The sequence below is a fragment of the Pseudomonas sp. SWRI92 genome, from assembly GCF_014268685.1.
Taxonomy (GTDB): Bacteria; Pseudomonadota; Gammaproteobacteria; order Pseudomonadales; family Pseudomonadaceae; genus Aquipseudomonas; species Aquipseudomonas marvdashtae.
In genome coordinates this window covers 315,343-335,961 of the sequence record NZ_JABWQY010000004.1, presented here as the reverse complement: position 1 = coordinate 335,961, position 20,619 = coordinate 315,343, and the positions used below count along the sequence as shown (strand labels likewise).

The window sequence follows — 20,619 nt, the reverse complement described above, 5'->3', positions numbered from 1 at the left end:
TTGTTGCTGGAACGAAGGGTCAGCCGAAGCTTACTTCTTCATTTCCCAGCCAGTCAGCTCGGCCAGGGCCTTGCCGATGTCTGCCAGCGAACGCACGGTTTTCACGCCTGCGTCTTGCAGTGCAGCGAATTTCTCGTCTGCCGTGCCTTTGCCGCCGGAGATGATTGCGCCAGCATGGCCCATGCGCTTGCCCGGAGGAGCAGTCACACCAGCGATGTAGGAAACAACCGGCTTGGTCACGTTTGCCTTGATGTAGGCAGCGGCTTCTTCTTCAGCGGAACCGCCGATCTCACCGATCATGACGATCGCTTCGGTCTTCGGGTCTTCCTGGAACAGCTTCAGGATGTCGATGAAGTTGGAGCCTGGGATCGGGTCACCGCCGATGCCGACGCAAGTCGACTGACCGAAACCGGCGTCAGTGGTCTGCTTGACGGCTTCGTAGGTCAAGGTGCCGGAACGGGAAACGATACCGACCTTGCCTGGCAAGTGAATGTGACCTGGCATGATGCCGATCTTGCACTCGCCTGGAGTGATCACGCCTGGGCAGTTAGGGCCGATCAGGGTGATACCCAGCTCGTCGCACTTGACCTTGGCTTCCAGCATGTCGATGGTCGGGATGCCTTCGGTGATGCAGACGATCAGCTTGATGCCGCCGAACGCTGCTTCAAGGATGGAGTCCTTGCAGAAAGGAGCCGGAACGTAGATCACGCTGGCGGTAGCGCCAGTGGCTGCAACAGCGTCCTTGACGGTGTTGAAGACAGGCAGGCCCAGGTGCTCGGTGCCGCCCTTGCCCGGCGTTACGCCGCCAACCATCTTGGTGCCGTATTCGATGGCTTGCTGGGTGTGGAAACTACCTTGCGAACCGGTAATACCCTGGCAGATAACCTTGGTGTCTTTATTGATCAGGACGCTCATTATTTGCCCTCCGCAGCTTTAACGACTTGTTGAGCAGCGTCGGTCAGGCTGGTAGCAGCGATGATGTTCAAACCGCTTTCTGCCAGTACTTTAGCGCCCAGCTCAGCGTTGTTGCCTTCAAGGCGAACAACAACCGGGATTTTCACGCCGACTTCTTTCACGGCGCCAATGATGCCTTCGGCAATCATGTCGCAACGAACGATGCCGCCGAAGATGTTGACCAGTACTGCAGCGACGTTGGTGTCGGACAGGATGATCTTGAACGCTTCGGTTACGCGTTCCTTGGTAGCACCGCCGCCCACGTCGAGGAAGTTGGCTGGCTTGCCGCCATGCAGGTTGACGATGTCCATGGTACCCATGGCCAGGCCAGCACCGTTGACCATGCAGCCGATGTTACCTTCCAGGGCTACGTAGTTCAGTTCGAACTTGGCAGCGTGCGCTTCGCGCGGATCGTCTTGCGACGGATCGTGGAAAGTCTTCAGCTTAGGCTGACGGTACATGGCGTTGGCGTCGATATTGATCTTGGCATCGAGGCAGTGCAGGTCGCCGTCGGCCTTGATCACCAGCGGGTTCACTTCCAGCAGCGCCAGGTCGTGGTCCTTGAACAGCTTGGCCAGGCCTACGAAGATCTTGGCGAACTGAGCAACCTGCTTGCCTTCCAGGCCCAGCTGGAATGCCAGCTCGCGACCCTGGAACGGCTGTGCGCCAACCAGTGGATCAATGGTGGCCTTGAGGATTTTCTCAGGGGTGTCGTGAGCGATTTTCTCGATGTCCACGCCACCTTCGGTGGAAGCCATGAACACGATGCGGCGGCTCGAACGGTCAACGACAGCGCCCAGGTACAGCTCTTTAGCGATATCAGTGCACGATTCAACCAGGATCTTGGTGACTGGCTGACCGTTGGCGTCAGTCTGGTAAGTCACCAGACGCTTGCCCAGCCACTGCTGTGCGAAGGCTTTGGCGTCTTCTTTGCTGCGAACCAGCTTGACGCCGCCCGCTTTACCGCGACCACCGGCGTGAACCTGGGCTTTGACAACCCATTCGCTGCCGCCGATTTTGTCGCAAGCTTCTGCTGCCGCTTCCGGGGTGTCTACCGCGTAACCGGTGGATACTGGCAGGCCGTACTCAGCGAACAGCTGCTTACCCTGATACTCGTGAAGATTCATGCTTATTACCGTCTTCGTTAGGTACTGCGCATTCGGTGCTGCACCGTTCTGGTGCCGCACCACCTGTGACTGCTGCTTGCGTAGCTTTCCGGTCAACCGGTGCAGCTACGCAAGGCTGCGTCCAGCGGATATTCCGCGGTGAGTCTTGCTCGCAAGGCTCACGACGGGCCATACCGCCGTGGTTTCTTATTGTCTATTAACGCTTCTTGCGGTTGGCCACGTGGATGGCACCGCCATTTACGGCCAAGGCCGCTTCGTGCAAGGCTTCGGACAGGGTCGGATGGGAGAAGACCATCATGCCCAGATCCTCAGCGCTAGTGCCGAATTCCATACCGATTGCGCCTTGCTGAACCAGCTCTGCAGCGCTCGGGCCGATGACGTGAACGCCCAGTACGCGATCCGTCTTGGCATCGGCGATGACTTTCACGAAACCACCGGTATCGTTGGCTGCCATGGCGCGGCCACTGGCGGCGAACGGGAAGGTGCCGACGTTAACTTCAACGCCTTCGGCTTTCAAGGCCTGCTCGGTTTTGCCTACCCATGCGATTTCCGGGTGAGTGTAGATAACCGATGGGATCAGGTCATAGTTCATCTGGGCCTTGTGGCCCTTGATGCGCTCGACAACCATGATGCCTTCCTCGGAAGCCTTGTGCGCCAGCATCATGCCGCGAACCACGTCACCGATGGCGAAGACGCCCGGTACGGTGGTGGCGCATTGATCGTCCACCTGGATGAAGCCGCGCTCGTCGATTTCCACGCCGCTGTCGGCAGCCAGCAGGTCAGTGGTCACCGGACGACGGCCGACCGCTACAATCAGCTTGTCGAAAGTGATGGTCTGTTCGCCGTTGGCATCGGTGTAGGTCACCACGACTTCTTCGCCGTTGACCTTGGAGCCGGTCACGCGAGCGCCCAGCTTGATGTCCAGGCCTTGCTTGGTCAGGGTCTTGAACGCTTCCTTGGAGACGGCGGCGTCAGCGGCCATCAGGAAGGTGTCGAGGGCTTCGAGCACGGTCACTTCAGCGCCCAGGCGCGACCATACCGAACCCAGCTCGAGGCCGATCACGCCAGCGCCGATCACGCCCAGGCGTTTTGGCACGGTCTGGAATTCCAGGGCGCCGGTGGAATCGACGATCACATTCTGGTCGACTGGAGCCGGTGGAATGTCGATCGGACGCGAGCCTGGCGCCAGGATGACATTTTCAGCTTCGATCACTTCAACCGAGCCGTCCGGCTTGGTCACTTCGACTTTCTTGCCCATCAGCAGCTTGCCGTGGCCCTGGATCGAGGTGACGCCGTTGGCCTTGAACAGGGTGGCGACACCGCTGGTCAGGTTCTTGACGATGCCAGCCTTGCGGCCAACCATCGCAGCAACGTCCATTTTCACTTCACCGGTGGAAATACCGTGAACATTGAAGCTTTCCTTGGCTTCCTTGTACTTCCAGGAGCTGTCCAGCAGCGCCTTGGATGGAATGCAACCGACGTTCAGGCAAGTACCGCCCAAGGCCTGTTTGCCTTCCTTGTCGGTGTATTTCTCGATGCAGGCAGTGGTAAGGCCCAGTTGCGCAGCCTTGATGGCCGCTACGTAGCCGCCAGGGCCCGCACCAATCACTACCACGTCGAATTTCTGAGTCATGAGTCATTCCTTTTCGAATCAAACCGGACGGTCACTTGTGGTGACCGTCGAGGGACGAAACCGGTTGTTTCAACAAGAGGCCGGTCAACAGACCGGCCCTCGCGGCGAAAATCAGATATCCAGCAGCAGACGAGCCGGATCTTCAAGCAGGTTCTTGATGGTCACCAGGAACGTCACGGCTTCTTTGCCGTCGATCAGGCGGTGATCGTAGGACAATGCCAGATACATCATCGGACGAATCACGACCTGGCCATTGATCGCCATCGGACGCTGCAGGATGTTGTGCATGCCCAGGATAGCCGCTTGTGGCGGGTTGACGATCGGGGTCGACATCATCGAACCGAATGTACCACCGTTGGTGATGGTGAACGTACCGCCGGTCATCTCTTCGATGGACAGCTTGCCGTCACGGGCCTTCTTGCCGAAGGTGGCGATGCCGCCTTCGATTTCGGCCAGGCTCATCAGTTCGGCGTTGCGCAGTACCGGAACCACCAGGCCACGGTCGCTGGAGACCGCAACACCGATGTCGGCGTAGCCGTGGTAGACGATGTCGGAACCGTCGATCGACGCGTTGACGGCCGGGAAGCGTTTCAGCGCTTCGGTGGCAGCCTTGACGAAGAACGACATGAAGCCCAGGCGTACGCCGTTGTGAGACTTCTCGAACAGATCCTTGTACTTCGAACGCAGCGCCATGACTTCGGTCATGTCGACTTCGTTGAACGTGGTCAGCATCGCCATGTTCGACTGGGCTTCAACCAGACGCTCGGCAACTTTGGCACGCAGGCGGGTCATCGGAACGCGCTTTTCAACGCGGTCACCGGCAGCGAACACCGGAGCAGCGGCGGCTGGCGCGGCTGGCTTGGCCGGTGCTGCGGCTGGAGCGGCTTTCTTGGCGGCAACGGCGGCTACCACGTCTTCCTTGGTCACACGACCGCCCTTGCCGGTGCCGGCAACGGAAGCGATGTTGATGCCGCTCTCTTCAGCCAGCTTGCGAGCAGCAGGTGCAGCGACTGGATCGTCTTCGCCCGAAGCAGCAGGCGCAGCAGCCTGAGCGGCAGCCGGTGCAGCGGCGGCTGGAGCGGCAGCGGCAGCGCCGCCCTCTTCGATCGAGCCCAGGACCTGGTTCGACAGGACGGTAGCGCCCTCTTCGGCAATGATTGCGCCCAGCACGCCGTCAGCTTCGGCCAATACTTCCAGCACGACCTTGTCGGTCTCGATGTCGACGATCAGGTCGTCACGCTTGACGGCCTCGCCTGGTTTCTTGTGCCAGGTGGCAACGGTGCCATCGGCAACCGATTCCGGGAATGACGGGGCTTTGATTTCGATAGCCATTTCTGTGGGTCCTTAAAATTCGGTTTCAGTCAGCGCGAAGGCGTTAAACAGTGAAGGCATCTTGCAGCAGTTTTTCCTGCTGCTCGGCGTGCATCGACGCATAACCACACGCAGGTGCAGCGGAGGCATCACGACCGGCGTACTCCAGGCCCAGGCCCTTCTTATGGTTGCCGATGCTGCGACGCAGGTGATGCTGGCTGCTGTACCACGCGCCTTGGTTCATCGGTTCTTCCTGACACCACACCGCGTGGGTGAGATTGGTGTAAGGCGCGATGGCCTCCATCAGGTCCTCTTCCGGGAACGGGTAAAGCTGCTCGATACGCACGATGGCGATGTCTTCGCGGCCTTCGGCACGACGTTTTTCCAGCAGGTCGTAGTAGACCTTGCCGCTGCACAGGACCAGGCGAGTCACCTTCGCCGCGTCCAGGGTATCGATTTCCGAGATAACGGTCTGGAACGAGCCTTCGGCCAGGTCTTCGAGCGTGGAAATCGCCAGCTTGTGCCGCAACAGCGACTTGGGGGTCAGCACGATCAGCGGCTTGCGCAGCGGACGGATGACTTGACGACGCAGCAGGTGGTAGATCTGCGCGGGGGTCGTCGGTACGCAAACCTGGACGTTGTGCTCGGCACACAGTTGCAGGTAACGCTCCAGACGTGCCGAAGAGTGCTCCGGCCCCTGCCCTTCATAACCGTGTGGCAACAGCATGGTCAGGCCGCAGAGACGACCCCACTTGTGCTCGCCGCTGGTGATGAACTGGTCGACGACCACCTGGGCACCGTTGGCGAAGTCGCCGAACTGGGCTTCCCAGATCACCAGCGCATTCGGCTCGGTGGTGGAATAGCCATATTCGAACGCCAGGACGGCTTCCTCGGACAGCAGCGAATCGTACAGGTCGAAACGTGGCTGGCCCTTGTACAGGTTTTGCAGCGGGATGTAGGTACCCGCGTCTTTCTGGTTGTGCAAGACAGCGTGACGGTGCGAGAACGTACCGCGACCGATGTCCTGACCGGTCATGCGAATCGGGTGGCCTTCGAACGCCAGGGTCGCGTACGCCATGGTTTCAGCGTAACCCCAGTTGATCGGCAAGCCACCGGCTTGCATCTTCTGCCGGTCTTCGTAGATTTTCGAAACCTGGCGCTGGACCACGAAGCCTTCCGGAATTTCCAGCAGCTTGGCGGACAGCTCTTGCAAGGTCTTGAGGTCGAAACGCGTGTCGTGACGAGCGGTCCAGGCGTGGCCCAGATACGGACGCCAGTCCACGAACAGCTCTTTGTTCGGCTCCTTGACCAGGCTCTTTACCACATGCAGGCCGTTGTCCAAGGCGTTGCGATATTCATCGACTTTTTCCTGGACGCGCGCGGCATCCAGGACGCCGCCTTGGGTCAGGCGCTCGGCGTACAGCTCACGGGTGGTGCGCTGCTTGGCGATCTGCTGGTACATCAGCGGCTGGGTGCCACTTGGCTCGTCGGCCTCGTTGTGGCCGCGACGGCGGTAGCAGACCAGGTCGATTACCACGTCACGCTTGAACTGCATGCGGTAGTCGATGGCCAACTGGGTCACGAACAGCACGGCTTCCGGGTCATCGCCATTCACATGGAGAATCGGCGCCTGGATCATTTTCGCGACGTCGGTAGCGTACTCGGTGGAACGCGAGTCCAGCGGGTTGCTGATGGTGAAACCGACCTGGTTGTTGATCACGATGTGCACGGTACCGCCGGTCTTGAAACCGCGGGTCTGCGACATCTGGAAGGTTTCCATGACCACGCCTTGACCGGCGAAAGCCGCGTCACCGTGGATGGAGATCGGCAACACCTTCTCGCCGGTCGGATCGTTGCGACGATCCTGGCGGGCGCGAACCGAACCCTCGACCACCGGGGAAACGATTTCCAGGTGGGACGGGTTGAACGCCATGGCCAGGTGCACTTCGCCACCTGTGGTCATCACGTTCGACGAGAAGCCCTGGTGGTATTTCACGTCACCGGAGCCCAGCTCGACCTTCTTCTTGCCTTCGAACTCGTCGAACAGCTCGCGCGGGTTCTTGCCGAAGGTGTTGACCAGGACGTTCAGGCGGCCACGGTGGGCCATGCCGATGACGACTTCCTTGGTGCCGTAGGAACCGGAACGCTGGATCAGCTCGTCGAGCATTGGAATCAGGCTTTCACCGCCTTCCAGGCCGAAACGCTTGGTGCCCGGGTACTTGGTGCCCAGGTACTTCTCCAAGCCTTCACCGGCGGTGACGCGCTCGAGCAAGTGACTCTTGATATCCGCGGAGTAAGCCGGACGACCACGAACGCTTTCCAGACGCTGCTGGAACCACTGGCGCTGCTCGGAATCGGTGATGTGCGTAAATTCAGCGCCGATGGTGCGGCAATATGTCTGCTGCAACGCTTCGTGAATTTCGCGTAGGCTCGCTTCCTCTTTGCCGATGAACAGGTCGCCGGCACGGAAGGTCGTATCAAGATCGGCATTGGTCAAGCCGTAATGAGTGATCGACAGGTCTGCAGGTGCAGGACGCTGCCACAGCCCCAGCGGGTCCAGCTGGGCTGCCTGGTGGCCGCGCATCCGGTAGGCCTGGATCAGTCTCAGTACTTCAACTTGCTTCTTTTCATGCTCGGAGCTCACGCTGCCGGCAGACACCGGTTGGGCGCGGCGCTGGTTCTTTGCCAGCAGCACGAAATGATCGCGAATCGTCGAGTGCGAAACATCAGTGGCAGAGTTACCGTCAGCTGGCAACTTCTGAAAGTAGGTGCGCCATTCTTCTGGCACAGCGTTAGGGTCGTGCAGGTAGAGCTCGTAGAGCTCTTCCACATAGGCAGCGTTACCACCGGAGAGGTGGGCACTGTTCCACATGCGCTGCATCACGCTTTCTTGCATGCTTGGTCACCCTCGATTTGGGGAACACCATCGGCGAAAACACCGAGCAAACTTGCAGAAGTCCGAGTGCAGCGACTAAAACAAGCCACTTAGGATCACGCTGATAGTCCGGGTACCAGCCCGGATGCCCCTGCTTGTCTCATTTCTTCAAAATAAGAACTGCCACTTTGTGAGTGGCTGTTCTGGTTATAGCCAGGACGTGGGTTGAAGCCCACGCCCTCGCCTCTACGGGTACAGCGGTTCTACGGGTACAGCAGCTGAATCACACGCCGTTTTGCAGCAGCATGTTACGTACGTGACCGATGGCCTTGGTCGGGTTCAGGCCTTTCGGGCAGACGTTGACGCAGTTCATGATCCCGCGGCAGCGGAATACGCTGAACGGGTCATCCAGTGCGGCCAGACGCTCGGACGTCTTGGTGTCGCGGCTGTCTGCCAGGAAGCGATACGCTTGCAGCAGGGCGGCCGGGCCCAGGAATTTGTCCGGGTTCCACCAGAAGGATGGGCACGAGGTCGAGCAGCAGGCACACAGGATGCACTCGTACAGACCGTCGAGCTTTTCACGCTCTTCCGGAGACTGCAGACGCTCGATGGCCGGAGCCGGCGTGTCGTTCTGCAGGAATGGCTTCACCTTCTCGTATTGCTTGTAGAAGATGCTCATATCGACGACCAGGTCACGGATGACCGGCAGACCTGGCAGCGGGCGAACGATCAGCTTGTTGCCCTTGACCACGGCCGACAGCGGCGTGATGCAGGCCAAGCCGTTCTTGCCGTTGATGTTCATGCCGTCGGAGCCGCAAACGCCCTCGCGGCACGAGCGACGATACGAGAAACCTTCGTCCTGCTCTTTGATCAGGGCCAACACGTCCAGCACCATCAGGTCTTTACCACCGGTATCGACCTGGAAGTCCTGCATGAACGGCGCAGCGTCCTGATCAGGGTTGTAGCGATAAACACTGACTTGCAACATAGCGGTCACCCTTAATAAGTCCGGACTTTTGGTTCGAAAGTCGGAACAGTCTTCGGCGAGAAGTTCACGGCACGCTTGGTCACGCGCTTATCACCCGGGAAGTACAAGGTGTGGCACAGCCAGTTTTCGTCGTCACGGTCTTCATAGTCTTCGCGGGCGTGGGCACCACGGGACTCTTTACGCACTTCAGCCGCGATGGCGGTGGCTTCGGCCACTTCCAGCAGGTTCTGCAATTCCAGCGCTTCGATACGGGCAGTGTTGAACGCCTGCGACTTATCGTTGATCTTCACGTTGGCAATTCGTTCACGCAATTGTGCGAGCTGGGCGATACCCTTCTGCATGTATTCGCCGGTACGGAACACACCGAAGTAGTTCTGCATGCAGCTTTGCAGCTCGCGACGCAGGGTGGCGACGTCTTCGCCTTCGGTACGCTCGTTGAGGCCAGCCAGACGCTTGAGTGCCACATCGATATCGGTGTCGCTGGCGTCGCGGTATTCGATACCGTCGGTCAGGGCTTTTTCCAGGTGCAGGCCGGCAGCACGGCCGAAGACCACCAGGTCGAGCAGTGAGTTGCCGCCCAAGCGGTTGGCACCGTGGACCGATACGCAAGCCACTTCACCCACCGCGAACAGGCCAGGGATGATTTCGTCCACGCCTTCGGCGTTCTGGGTGATCGCCTGGCCATGAATGTTGGTGGCAACGCCGCCCATCATATAGTGGCAGGTTGGAACGACCGGAACAGGCGCAACGACCGGGTCGACGTGAGCGAAGGTCTTGGACAACTCGCAGATACCAGGCAGGCGGCTGTGCAGCACTTCCTCGCCCAGGTGATCGAGCTTGAGCATCACGTGGTCGCCATTCGGGCCACAGCCGTTACCGGCGATGATCTCTTTAACCATCGAACGGGCCACGACGTCACGACCGGCAAGGTCCTTGGCGTTCGGCGCATAACGCTCCATGAAACGCTCGCCGTGCTTGTTGATCAGGTAACCACCTTCACCGCGGCAACCTTCGGTGACCAGCACGCCGGCGCCGGCGATGCCGGTCGGGTGGAACTGCCACATTTCGATGTCTTGCACCGGCACGCCAGCACGCAGTGCCATGCCGACGCCGTCACCGGTGTTGATCAGGGCGTTGGTGGTGGACGCGTAGATACGGCCTGCGCCGCCGGTAGCCAGTACGGTGGCCTTGGCGCGGATGTAGGTGGTTTCGCCGGTTTCGATGCAGATCGCGATCACGCCGACAAAAGCGCCGTCCTGATTCTTCACCAGGTCGACAGCGTAGTACTCGTTCAGGAACACGGTACCGGCTTTCAGGTTACCCTGATAAAGGGTGTGCAGCAGTGCGTGACCGGTACGGTCGGACGCCGCGCAAGTACGTGCGGCCTGGCCGCCCTTGCCGTAGTCCTTGGACTGGCCACCGAAAGGACGCTGGTAGATACGACCCTGTTCGGTACGCGAGAACGGCATGCCCATGTGGTCCAGCTCGTAAACAGCAGCCGGGCCTTCCTGGCACATGTACTCGATAGCGTCCTGGTCACCGATGTAGTCGGAACCCTTGACGGTATCGTACATATGCCAGCGCCAGTCATCGTTCGGGTCGGCCGAAGCGATGGCGCAAGTGATGCCGCCCTGGGCGGAAACGGTGTGCGAACGGGTCGGGAACACCTTGGTGATCACGGCAGTCTTGTGACCACCCTGTGCCAGTTGCAGCGCTGCGCGCATGCCGGCACCGCCACCACCAATGATGATGGCGTCGAAAGAAATCGTTGGAATGTTAGCCATGAATCAGATACCCCAGAGAATCTGCACACCCCAGACGAAGTAAGCGAACATCGCAACGCCGCATACTGCCTGGAAGAGGAAACGTACGGCAGTCGCCGACTTGCCGAACGCCATTTGCGTCAGGTAGTCGGTGGCGATGGTCCACATGCCGACCCAGGCGTGAGCGCCCAGTGCAACAAGTGCCAGCAGACTGAAGATACGCATCCAGTTGTTTGCAAACAGTTCGTGCCATTGGGCGTAGCCCAGGCCGGGGTTGGCTACTACATATCCGATCAGGAAAATGAAATAAGCCGCGAGAACGACCGCAGACACACGCTGGGCCATCCAGTCGTAGAGGCCCGAACGCGAAAGGTTCGTGACGTTGGTTACCATATCCAGACTCCTGCCAGAACGATTACCACCACCGAAACGGCGATAACGATTTTCGAGCCCAGCTTGCCGCCTTCCAGCGTCTCACCGATGCCCATGTCCATGATCAAGTGGCGCACGCCGGCTACCAGGTGATACAGCAAGGCGGACAGGATGCCCCAAATCACTAGCTTGGCTAGCGGACTGGTCAGACACGCTTTCACCTGACCGAAGCCTTCTTCCGAATCGAGCGACTTGTCCAATGCGTAAAGCATGATGGCCAGGCTGACGAAGAGGATGACACCGGAAATACGGTGAAGAATGGACGTGTAAGCAGTGACTGGGAGTTTGATGGTCCTTAGGTCTAGGTTTACAGGTCGTTGGCTTTTCACGGCTTATTTTTCACACTGAAGAGCCCCTAACAATCAGGGCAAAGTTGTTGGGGCGCGCACTGGTCAGGTACTCACCACCCAGGGAGTGACGACCCCCAAGAAAGCAGGCCCAAAAGCCCCTGGCGGTCGGTGGCCGAGTATAGACAGTTAGGCTACTAATGACAACGCGTTCACCTTCCCCTAATAGCGCATTGCACAAGCGCCATAAAAGGCGTAAATGGCAGTCAATTTCGCGGAAAAAGTCCGGTTAAAGCCTTCTGGAGCAAGACTTTAGGCAAATTGACATTCGGATTTATCTCACTATAGTGGTGCGGGCCCTGCGTGGGGGGTCTGTCTGATGATTCCAAGCATTAATAGGAGGCCACATGGCTGACAAAAAAGCGCAGTTGATCATCGAGGGCGCAGCCCCCGTCGAGCTGCCCATTTTAACCGGCACCGTTGGTCCCGATGTAATCGACGTACGGGGCCTGACGGCCACGGGCCGTTTCACCTTTGACCCAGGTTTCATGTCGACCGCTTCGTGCGAGTCGAAAATCACCTATATCGACGGCGACAACGGCATCCTGCTGCACCGCGGCTATCCGATCGAACAACTGGCTGAAAAATCGGACTACCTGGAAACCTGCTACCTGCTGCTCAACGGCGAGCTGCCGACCGCAGAGCAAAAGGCCCAGTTCGTCAGCACCGTGAAGAACCACACCATGGTTCACGAACAGTTGAAGACCTTCTTCAACGGTTTCCGTCGCGATGCCCACCCGATGGCCGTCATGTGCGGCGTTGTCGGCGCCCTCTCGGCCTTCTACCACGACTCCCTGGACATCAATAACCCCCAGCATCGCGAAATCTCCGCGATCCGCCTGGTGGCGAAGATGCCAACCCTGGCAGCCATGGTCTACAAGTACTCCATGGGCCAGCCCATGATGTACCCGCGCAACGACCTGACTTATGCAGAAAACTTCCTGCATATGATGTTCAACACCCCGTGCGAGATCAAACCGATCAGCCCGGTGCTCGCCAAGGCCATGGACCGGATCTTCATCCTCCATGCCGATCACGAGCAGAACGCCTCCACGTCCACCGTGCGCCTGGCCGGTTCGTCGGGTGCCAACCCGTTCGCCTGCATTGCCGCCGGTATCGCCGCACTCTGGGGCCCTGCCCACGGCGGTGCGAACGAAGCGGTATTGACCATGCTCGATGAAATCGGCGATGTCTCGAACATCGACAAGTTCATCGCCAAGGCCAAGGACAAGAACGATCCGTTCAAGCTGATGGGCTTCGGTCACCGGGTCTACAAGAACCGCGACCCACGCGCCACCGTGATGAAGCAGACCTGCGACGAAGTACTCAAGGAACTGGGGATCAAGAACGATCCGCAACTCGAACTGGCCATGCGCCTGGAAGAGATCGCCCTGACCGACCCGTACTTCATCGAGCGCTCGCTGTACCCGAACGTCGACTTCTACTCGGGGATCATCCTCAAGGCGATCGGCATTCCAACCAGCATGTTCACCGTGATCTTCGCCCTGGCGCGGACCGTCGGCTGGATCTCCCACTGGAAGGAAATGCTCTCCAGCCCGTACAAGATCGGCCGCCCTCGCCAGCTGTACACCGGCTACAAGTCGCGCGACATCACCAAGCTGGAAGATCGCAAGTAAGGCCTGCCTTGCAATAGATCCTACGCAGCACTGAAACAGCCCCTGCTTCTTATATAAGAGCAGGGGCTGTTTTGTTTCTACCCTTGTTTATCCCTTCAAAGCGTGGTGATAACCCGCCCAAACAAAAATACCCCGGCCTCTCGACCGGGGTATTTCGTTAGACAAAGGCCCTAATCAGCAGCCTTCAAGTCATCTCAGTGGTTAACCGCCCCACTCGCACCCAGGCCAGTCTGCGAACGCACGAACTGCGGGAAGAACAACGCCCGCTCATTGGCGCCTGCAGCCGACTTGTCGGTGATGGAGAAGAACCAGATGCCGACAAACGCGATGATCATCGAGAACAGCGCAGGGTATTCATACGGGAAGATCGCCTTCTCGTGACCCATGATCTGCACCCAAATGGTCGGACCGAGCACCATCAGGCCCACCGCACTGACCAGGCCCAGCCAGCCGCCAATCATGGCGCCACGGGTGGTCAGCTTCTTCCAGTACATCGAAAGCAGCAGTACCGGGAAGTTGCAGCTCGCCGCGATAGAGAAAGCCAGGCCCACCATGAACGCGATGTTCTGCTTCTCGAACAGGATACCCAGGCCGATCGCCAGCACCGCCAGACAGATGGTGGTGATTTTCGAGACGCGAATCTCATCCTTCTCGTTGGCCTTGCCTTTCTTGATCACGCTGGCATACAGGTCATGGGACACCGCCGAGGCACCCGCCAGGGTCAGGCCCGCTACCACCGCCAGGATGGTCGCGAACGCCACCGCCGAGATGAAGCCCAGGAAGATGCTGCCGCCAACCGCGTTGGACAGGTGCACCGCCGCCATGTTGTTACCACCCAGCAAGGCACCCGCCGCGTCCTTGAAGGCCGGGTTGGTGCTGACCAGCAGGATCGCGCCGAAGCCGATGATGAAGGTCAGGATGTAGAAGTAGCCGATGAAGCCAGTAGCGTACAGCACGCTCTTGCGCGCTTCCTTGGCGTCGCTCACGGTGAAGAAACGCATCAGGATGTGTGGCAGGCCAGCGGTACCGAACATCAGCGCCAGGCCCAGGGAGAAGGCCGAAATCGGATCCTTCACCAAGCCGCCGGGGCTCATGATCGCCTCACCCTTGGCGTGAACCTTTACCGCCTCGGAGAACAGCATGTTGAAGTCGAAGTTGACGTGCTTCATCACCATCAAGGCCATGAACGAAGCACCCGACAGCAACAGCACCGCCTTGATGATCTGTACCCAAGTGGTCGCCAGCATGCCGCCGAACAACACATAGAGGCACATCAGGATGCCGACCAGGATCACCGCGACGTGGTAGTCCAGGCCGAACAGCAGCTGGATCAGCTTGCCGGCACCGACCATTTGCGCGATCAGGTAGAACGCCACCACCACCAGCGAGCCGCAGGCGGACAGACTGCGAATCTGGGTTTGCCCGAGGCGATAGGACGCCACGTCGGCAAAGGTGTATTTACCCAGGTTACGCAGGCGCTCGGCGATCAGGAACAGAATGATCGGCCAGCCCACCAGGAAGCCGATGGAGTAGATCAGGCCGTCATAACCGGACGTGAACACCAACGCGGAAATGCCCAGGAAGGACGCCGCCGACATGTAGTCGCCCGCGATTGCCAGGCCGTTCTGGAAGCCGGTGATCTTGCCGCCGGCCGCATAGTAGTCGGCCGCCGAGTTGTTTTTCTTCGAGGCCCAGTACGTGATGTACAGGGTCGCGCCGACGAAGGCCACGAACATCAGGATAGCCGCGACGTTGAGAGGTTGTTTCTGCACGGCACCCGCCACGGCATCAGCCGCCCAGACACCCGGTGCAAACGCTGCGACACTCAATAGAGCCAGTAGACGCCGGATCATTGCTGAGCCTCCTTGAGAATCGCATTGTTCAGGTCGTCGAATTCGCCGTTGGCGCGTCGTACGTAAATGCCGGTCAGGACAAATGCCGAGAGAATCAGGCCAACACCGATAGGTATTCCCCAGGTGATTGTCGACTCGGGACTGATCTTTGCGCCCAGTATGTGGGGCCCGTAAGCAATCAGGAGAATGAAGCCGGAATACAAGCCAAGCATGATCGCCGAGAGAATCCAGGCGAACTTCTCTCGCTTTCTCACCAGCTCCTTGAAGCGCGGGCTGTTTTGAATCGAGAGGTAAATGCTGTCGTTCATTGTTTTTATCCTCGCAGCACAGATTAAGTTGGAACAACGCTACTCTATGCGGCTCAAGGCCAGGTTCCAGACGACCTTAGTATTAGAACGACATGACGGTTTGCATGAGGACGGAAAATCGAGGAACTGCGGGCGTAAAAAAACCGCATGACCCAAGGCCATGCGGTTTTTGTGGAACAGCTAGACCAGGCCGGTTACTTGCCAGTCCACTCCTTCACGCGGTCCGGGTGCTTGGCGACCCAGTCCTTGGCGGCGGCGTCAGGCTTGGCACCTTCCTGGATCGCCAGCATCACTTCGCCGATTTCATCCTTCGAAGCCCACTGGAACTTCTTCAGGAACGCTACCACTTCCGGCGCCTTGGCTTCCAGGCCTTTGCTACCGATGCTGTTTACAGTCTCAGCCGCGCCATAGACGCCCTTCGGGTCTTCCAGGAAGCGCAGTTTCCACTTGGCGAACATCCAGTGCGGAACCCAACCGGTGACCGCGATGGATTCGTTCTTCTTCTCGGCACGGGTCAGCTCGGCAATCATGCCGGCGCCGGAACTGGCCTTGAGTTGATAACCGGTCAGGTCGTAGTCCTTGATCGCCTGTTCGGTCTTGAGCATCACGCCTGAACCGGCGTCGATGCCAACGATGCGTTTCTTGAAGGAGTCGTCGGTCTTCAGGTCTTCGAGCGACTTGGCCTTGACGTACTCCGGCACGATCAGGCCGATTTTAGCGTCCTTGAAGTTCGGGCCGTAGTCGACCACCTGATCCTTGTTCTTGGTCCAATAGTCGCCGTGGGTCACTGGCAGCCAAGCCGAGAGCATCGCATCGAGCTTGCCGGTGGCCACGCCTTGCCACATGATCCCGGTCGCCACGGCTTGCAGCTTCACGTCATAACCGAGTTTCTGCTTGATCACTTCGGCGGCCACGTGGGTGGTCGCGACGCTGTCGGACCAGCCGTCAACGTAGCCAATGCTCAGGGTTTTGGTTTCGGCGCTGGCCAGGGTGGAGCTGATCGCAAGTACCAGTGCGGCACCTGCGCCCAAGAGTCGTCGCATCTTCATCGTTACTTCCCCGAAAGTGCTGCGCCCGGCGGATGCCGAGCAGCGTCAACGTATTGTTATGGTGCACAGCGCCCCCATCACGCTCGCCTGCAAACCGGTCCGAACGCCAGCGGAGTACTGACCCGTCGATCATCAACCCGTGCCGATCTGGAACCTGCTCTGCCTGCGACGTTGAGGCAACGAGAAACGACATCAGTAGGCCAGCAGGCCATCCCAGGTGCTCCAGCCCGCCAATTTCGATCAAATCTTGCATGCCTGAGCCGAGCACGACGCAAGATCACTAGCCGCCACCACATCGCTACGTGTATCGTCCCGCTACTATTGCGCCCCGTTCGCGCTTGTTTTGCGGCCATCATGGCACTTGGCTTCGCTTCGGTGGTCATAGGCTGCGAACCTCATCCGGCACCTTTCTCTAAGAGATCCAGACATGCTCCGTTCCTTGCGCTTCGCTGCCCTCGCCGGCGGCCTTATCCTGAGTGCGTCCGCGCTGGCGGTGGATGTCGATGCCGCCAGCTATGGCTACCCCTTGACCAACCCGTTCGAGGCGACCATTGCCACCACGCCGCCGGACCTGCGCCCGGAACTGCCGCTGAACGAGGACATCAACCAGTCGGACCACAGTCTCACCCTGCGTCCGGAGCGCGAATTCATCCTGCCGGACAACTTCTGGCCGGTAAAAAGCCTCACTTACCGCATGGCTACCCAGGACAAACCCGCGCCGCTGATCTTCCTGATCGCCGGCACCGGCGCACGCTACGACAGCACGCTCAACGAGTACCTCAAGCGCCTTTACTACAAGGCCGGTTATCACGTGGTGCAGCTGTCATCGCCCACCAGTTTCGACTTCATGAGCGCGGCCTCGCGATTCGCCACCCCGGGTATCACCAAGGAAGATGCCGAAGACATGTACCGGGTGATGCAAGCAGTTCGCGCGCAAAACCCCAAGCTGCCCGTCACCGAGTACTACCTGACCGGCTATAGCCTCGGCGCCCTGGATGCAGCCTTCGTCGCGCACCTGGACGAAACCCGGCGCAGTTTCAATTTCAAGAAAGTCCTGTTGCTGAACCCGCCGGTGAACCTCTACACCTCGATCACCAACCTCGACAAACTGGTCCAGACCGAGGTCAAGGGCATCAACAGCAGCACCACTTTCTATGAATTGGTGCTGAACAAGCTGACCCGCTACTTCCAGCAGAAAGGCTACATCGACCTCAACGATGCCCTGCTCTACGACTTCCAGCAGTCCAAGCAACACCTGACCAACGAACAGATGGCGATGCTGATCGGCACCTCGTTCCGTTTTTCGGCGGCGGACATCGCGTTTACCTCGGACTTGATCAACCGTCGCGGCCTGATCATCCCCCCCAAGTTCCCGATCACTGAAAGCACCAGCCTGACGCCGTTCCTCAAGCGCGCGCTGCAATGCGATTTCGACTGTTACCTTACCGAGCAAGTGATTCCGATGTGGCGCGCGCGCACCGACGGCGGCAGCCTGCTGCAACTGGTCGATCAGGTCAGCCTCTACGCCCTGAAGGATTATCTGCAGGCCAGCCCGAAGATCGCGGTCATGCACAACGCCGACGATGTGATTCTCGGCCCGGGCGACCTGGGTTTCCTGCGCAAGACTTTTGGTGATCGCCTGACGGTTTACCCACTGGGCGGCCATTGCGGCAACCTTAACTATCGCGTCAACAGCGACGCCATGCTGGAGTTCTTCCGTGGCTAAATACCTTCTGCTTATTGCCGCATTAATGAGCGCTGGCATGGTCCACGCCGATAACAGCAAGGCCAACGCGCCCGTGGTGGTGGATTCGGACGGCTTCAAGGAACCACTGTCCAAGCTCAAGTTCAACCCCGGCCTGGACCAGCGTGAGTTCGAACGTTCGACGCTCAACGCCTTGAACGTCTACGACCCGCTGGAATCCTGGAACCGCCGCGTCTACCACTTCAACTACCGCTTCGACCAGTGGGTCTTCCTGCCTGTTGTCGATGGCTACCGCTATGTCACGCCGAGCTTCGTGCGCACCGGGGTCAGCAACTTCTTCAATAACTTGGGAGACGTGCCGAACCTGATGAACAGCCTGCTGCAATTCAAGGGCAAGCGTTCGATGGAAACCACGGCGCGACTGTTGCTCAACACTACCGTCGGCATCGCCGGCCTGTGGGACCCGGCCACGGCCATGGGCCTGCCGCGCCAGAGCGAGGACTTCGGCCAGACCTTGGGCTACTACGGCGTGCCCGGCGGAGCGTACTTCGTGCTGCCGATCTTCGGCCCGTCGAACCTGCGCGACACCTCGGGCTTGCTGGTGGACTACACGGCCGAGTCGGCGATCAACTTCCTGAATGTCGCCGAAGTCAGTTCCAACCACCCGGAACTGCTGCTTTTGCGTGGCGTGGACAAGCGCTACCAGACCAGTTTCCGCTACGGCCAGCTGAACTCGCCTTTCGAGTATGAAAAGGTGCGGTACGTGTATACCGAATCGCGCAAGTTGCAGATCGCCGAGTAACCATCAGCCGACCGACCACCGTGGGAGCAGACTGGCTCCCATGGTGGTTCTCTGGCGCCTGCTCTATTTCTTGAAGGTCTTCCAGACCTTGCCCACCGCCATCACCCCCGCCAGCACCAGCGCACCCGCCACGATCCCGGCCACGGCATTGAGCAGCGTCGGCACGATAAACCCGGCGCCGCCGGCACTGGCCGCCACGCCTTCGATCCAATGATGCACCGCCGGCACGCCATGGGTCAGGATGCCGCCGCCCACCAGGAACATCGCCGCCGTGCCAATCACCGACAGGCTCTTCATCATGTAGGGCGCCGCGCGCAGGATGGCCCCGCCGATGCTCTTGGCGGCCTGGCCCGGTTTCTGGGTCAGCCACAAGCCCAGGTCATCGAGCTTGACGATCCCGGCCACCAGGCCATAGACGCCGACGGTCATGACAATGGCGATGCCTGACAGCACGATGACCTGCTGGGTCAGCGGCGCGTCGGCGACAGTGCCTAGGGTGATGGCGATGATTTCCGCCGAGAGGATGAAGTCGGTACGCACCGCGCCCTTGATCTTGTCCTTTTCGAAGGCCACCAAGTCCACCGCCGGGTCGGCCACCGCCTCGACCAATTGCGCGTGCTCGGCCTGGTCTTCAGCCTTGCTGTGGAGGAATTTGTGGGCGAGCTTTTCGAACCCTTCGAAACACAGGTAGGCGCCGCCGACCATCAGCAACGGCGTCACCAGCCAGGGCACGAAAACACTGATAGCCAGCGCCGAAGGCACCAGGATCAGCTTGTTGATAAACGATCCCTTGGCCACCGCCCAGACCACCGGCAGTTCCCGCTCGGCCCGCACGCCGGACACTTGCTGGGCATTGAGCGCCAAGTCATCACCGAGTACACCAGCGGTTTTCTTGGCCGCCATCTTGGTCATCAGCGCGACATCGTCGAGCACGGCGGCGATGTCGTCGATCAGTACCAGCAAACTGCTTCCAGCCATGAAGGGGCTCCTTGAATAAATAATGCTACGCAGCATAGCGCGAGCGGTGCTTCCATGGGCATTCTTGAGCGCCGCGCGAGCCCGGTGCTACCATGCGCCACCGCCAGAACCGGCAAGGAACCCCAGGGTTTATGAGCACTATCCGCGAGCGCAACAAAGAATTGATCCTGCGTGCCGCCAGCGAAGAGTTTGCCGACAAGGGCTTCGCCGCGACCAAAACCAGCGACATCGCGGCCAAGGCGGGCCTGCCCAAACCCAACGTCTACTACTACTTCAAATCCAAGGAAAACCTTTACCGCGAGGTATTGGAAAGCATCATCGAGCCGATCCTCCAGGCCTCCACGCCCTTCAACGCCGACGGCGAGCCGGGCGAGGTGCTGAGCCACTACATCCGTTCCAAGATCCGTATTTCCCGGGACCTGCCCTTCGCTTCGAAGGTCTTCGCCAGCGAAATCATGCACGGCGCCCCGCACCTGAGCGCCGATCTCGTTGAACAACTGAATGCCCAGGCCCGGCACAACATCGACTGCATCCAGACCTGGATCGACCGCGGCCAAATCGCCCCTATCGACCCCAACCACCTGATGTTCAGCATCTGGGCCGCCACCCAGACCTATGCCGACTTCGACTGGCAGATCAGCGCGGTAACCGGCAAAGCCAAGCTCGATGAAGCCGATTATGAAGCGGCGGCACAGACCATTATTCGGTTGGTGCTCAAGGGCTGCGCACCCGACTGATACATCGTGTTGCGGCATCGCCACCGAACTCGCGCCCACCTGCGACCTGCGGTGAGCTACCGGCGCGTCCAGCCACACCGCCGAGAAGCAAATACGCCACGCGGCTGGCCTGGACGCTCA

General features: G+C 59.5%; 17 protein-coding genes. 4 read left to right on the top strand and 13 right to left on the bottom strand.

Features of this window, described 5'->3' with window-relative positions:
- Positions 1–30: 30 nt before the first annotated feature.
- The 9 genes from sucD to sdhC form a co-directional block, all read right to left on the bottom strand.
- Positions 31–915: a succinate--CoA ligase subunit alpha gene (gene sucD, locus HU762_RS10365; protein WP_003179236.1), complete on the bottom strand. Its 885-nt coding sequence runs from the start codon at positions 913–915 to the stop codon at positions 31–33.
- Complete coding sequence (gene sucC / locus HU762_RS10360) at positions 915–2,081, bottom strand: ADP-forming succinate--CoA ligase subunit beta (RefSeq protein WP_007919879.1); 1,167 nt, start codon at positions 2,079–2,081, stop codon at positions 915–917. Before sucC ends, sucD begins: the two co-directional genes overlap by 1 nt.
- A 196-nt stretch (positions 2,082–2,277) precedes the next feature.
- The gene (gene lpdA / locus HU762_RS10355; RefSeq protein WP_186636194.1) at positions 2,278–3,714 is read right to left on the bottom strand and encodes a dihydrolipoyl dehydrogenase; all 1,437 of its coding nucleotides are present in this window, start codon (positions 3,712–3,714) and stop codon (positions 2,278–2,280) included.
- Between the two features lie 111 nt (positions 3,715–3,825).
- The gene (gene odhB / locus HU762_RS10350) at positions 3,826–5,046 is read right to left on the bottom strand and encodes a 2-oxoglutarate dehydrogenase complex dihydrolipoyllysine-residue succinyltransferase (protein WP_186636192.1); all 1,221 of its coding nucleotides are present in this window, start codon (positions 5,044–5,046) and stop codon (positions 3,826–3,828) included.
- A gap of 43 nt (positions 5,047–5,089) precedes the next feature.
- Positions 5,090–7,921 (bottom strand): 2-oxoglutarate dehydrogenase E1 component, encoded by a 2,832-nt coding sequence (locus HU762_RS10345; protein WP_186636189.1) that lies wholly within the window; start codon positions 7,919–7,921, stop codon positions 5,090–5,092.
- 262 nt (positions 7,922–8,183) lie between these two features.
- Complete coding sequence (locus HU762_RS10340; protein ID WP_039594133.1) at positions 8,184–8,888, bottom strand: succinate dehydrogenase iron-sulfur subunit; 705 nt, start codon at positions 8,886–8,888, stop codon at positions 8,184–8,186.
- Between the two features lie 11 nt (positions 8,889–8,899).
- A complete protein-coding gene (sdhA, locus tag HU762_RS10335; RefSeq protein WP_186611588.1) occupies positions 8,900–10,672 on the bottom strand; it encodes a succinate dehydrogenase flavoprotein subunit in 1,773 nt (590 codons plus the stop codon).
- Between the two features lie 3 nt (positions 10,673–10,675).
- Positions 10,676–11,044 (bottom strand): succinate dehydrogenase, hydrophobic membrane anchor protein, encoded by a 369-nt coding sequence (sdhD, locus tag HU762_RS10330; RefSeq protein ID WP_003179222.1) that lies wholly within the window; start codon positions 11,042–11,044, stop codon positions 10,676–10,678.
- Positions 11,038–11,412 carry a succinate dehydrogenase, cytochrome b556 subunit gene (gene sdhC / locus HU762_RS10325; RefSeq protein WP_024780620.1) on the bottom strand — a complete coding sequence of 125 codons (375 nt, stop codon included), beginning with the start codon at positions 11,410–11,412 and terminating at the stop codon, positions 11,038–11,040. Before sdhC ends, sdhD begins: the two co-directional genes overlap by 7 nt.
- Before the next feature lie 365 nt (positions 11,413–11,777).
- On the opposite strand from sdhC, the gene gltA reads away from it, so the two are divergent.
- Entirely contained in the window at positions 11,778–13,067 is a 1,290-nt protein-coding gene (gltA, locus tag HU762_RS10320) for a citrate synthase (RefSeq protein WP_186636186.1), read from the top strand.
- 194 nt (positions 13,068–13,261) lie between these two features.
- Here gltA and HU762_RS10315 read toward each other — a convergent pair whose 3' ends face one another.
- The 3 genes from HU762_RS10315 to HU762_RS10305 form a co-directional block, all read right to left on the bottom strand.
- Complete coding sequence (locus HU762_RS10315) at positions 13,262–14,920, bottom strand: cation acetate symporter (protein ID WP_186636183.1); 1,659 nt, start codon at positions 14,918–14,920, stop codon at positions 13,262–13,264.
- Positions 14,917–15,228: a DUF485 domain-containing protein gene (locus HU762_RS10310; protein ID WP_186636180.1), complete on the bottom strand. Its 312-nt coding sequence runs from the start codon at positions 15,226–15,228 to the stop codon at positions 14,917–14,919. The genes HU762_RS10315 and HU762_RS10310 overlap by 4 nt, the downstream gene beginning before the upstream one ends.
- A 194-nt stretch (positions 15,229–15,422) precedes the next feature.
- On the bottom strand, positions 15,423–16,277 hold the full coding sequence (locus HU762_RS10305) for a glycine betaine ABC transporter substrate-binding protein (protein WP_186611592.1): 855 nt from the start codon (positions 16,275–16,277) through the stop codon (positions 15,423–15,425).
- Positions 16,278–16,704: 427 nt separating this feature from the next.
- On the opposite strand from HU762_RS10305, the gene HU762_RS10300 reads away from it, so the two are divergent.
- A complete protein-coding gene (locus HU762_RS10300; protein WP_186636179.1) occupies positions 16,705–18,003 on the top strand; it encodes a serine/threonine protein kinase in 1,299 nt (432 codons plus the stop codon).
- Positions 17,996–18,784: a VacJ family lipoprotein gene (locus HU762_RS10295; RefSeq protein ID WP_186636176.1), complete on the top strand. Its 789-nt coding sequence runs from the start codon at positions 17,996–17,998 to the stop codon at positions 18,782–18,784. The genes HU762_RS10300 and HU762_RS10295 overlap by 8 nt, the downstream gene beginning before the upstream one ends.
- Positions 18,785–18,847: 63 nt before the next feature.
- Here the strand turns inward: HU762_RS10295 and HU762_RS10290 are convergent, their stop codons facing one another.
- Entirely contained in the window at positions 18,848–19,762 is a 915-nt protein-coding gene (locus HU762_RS10290) for a DUF808 domain-containing protein (protein ID WP_186636173.1), read from the bottom strand.
- A gap of 131 nt (positions 19,763–19,893) precedes the next feature.
- Between HU762_RS10290 and HU762_RS10285 the strand changes: the two genes are divergently transcribed.
- On the top strand, positions 19,894–20,499 hold the full coding sequence (locus HU762_RS10285) for a TetR/AcrR family transcriptional regulator (RefSeq protein WP_186636170.1): 606 nt from the start codon (positions 19,894–19,896) through the stop codon (positions 20,497–20,499).
- Positions 20,500–20,619: the final 120 nt, after the last annotated feature.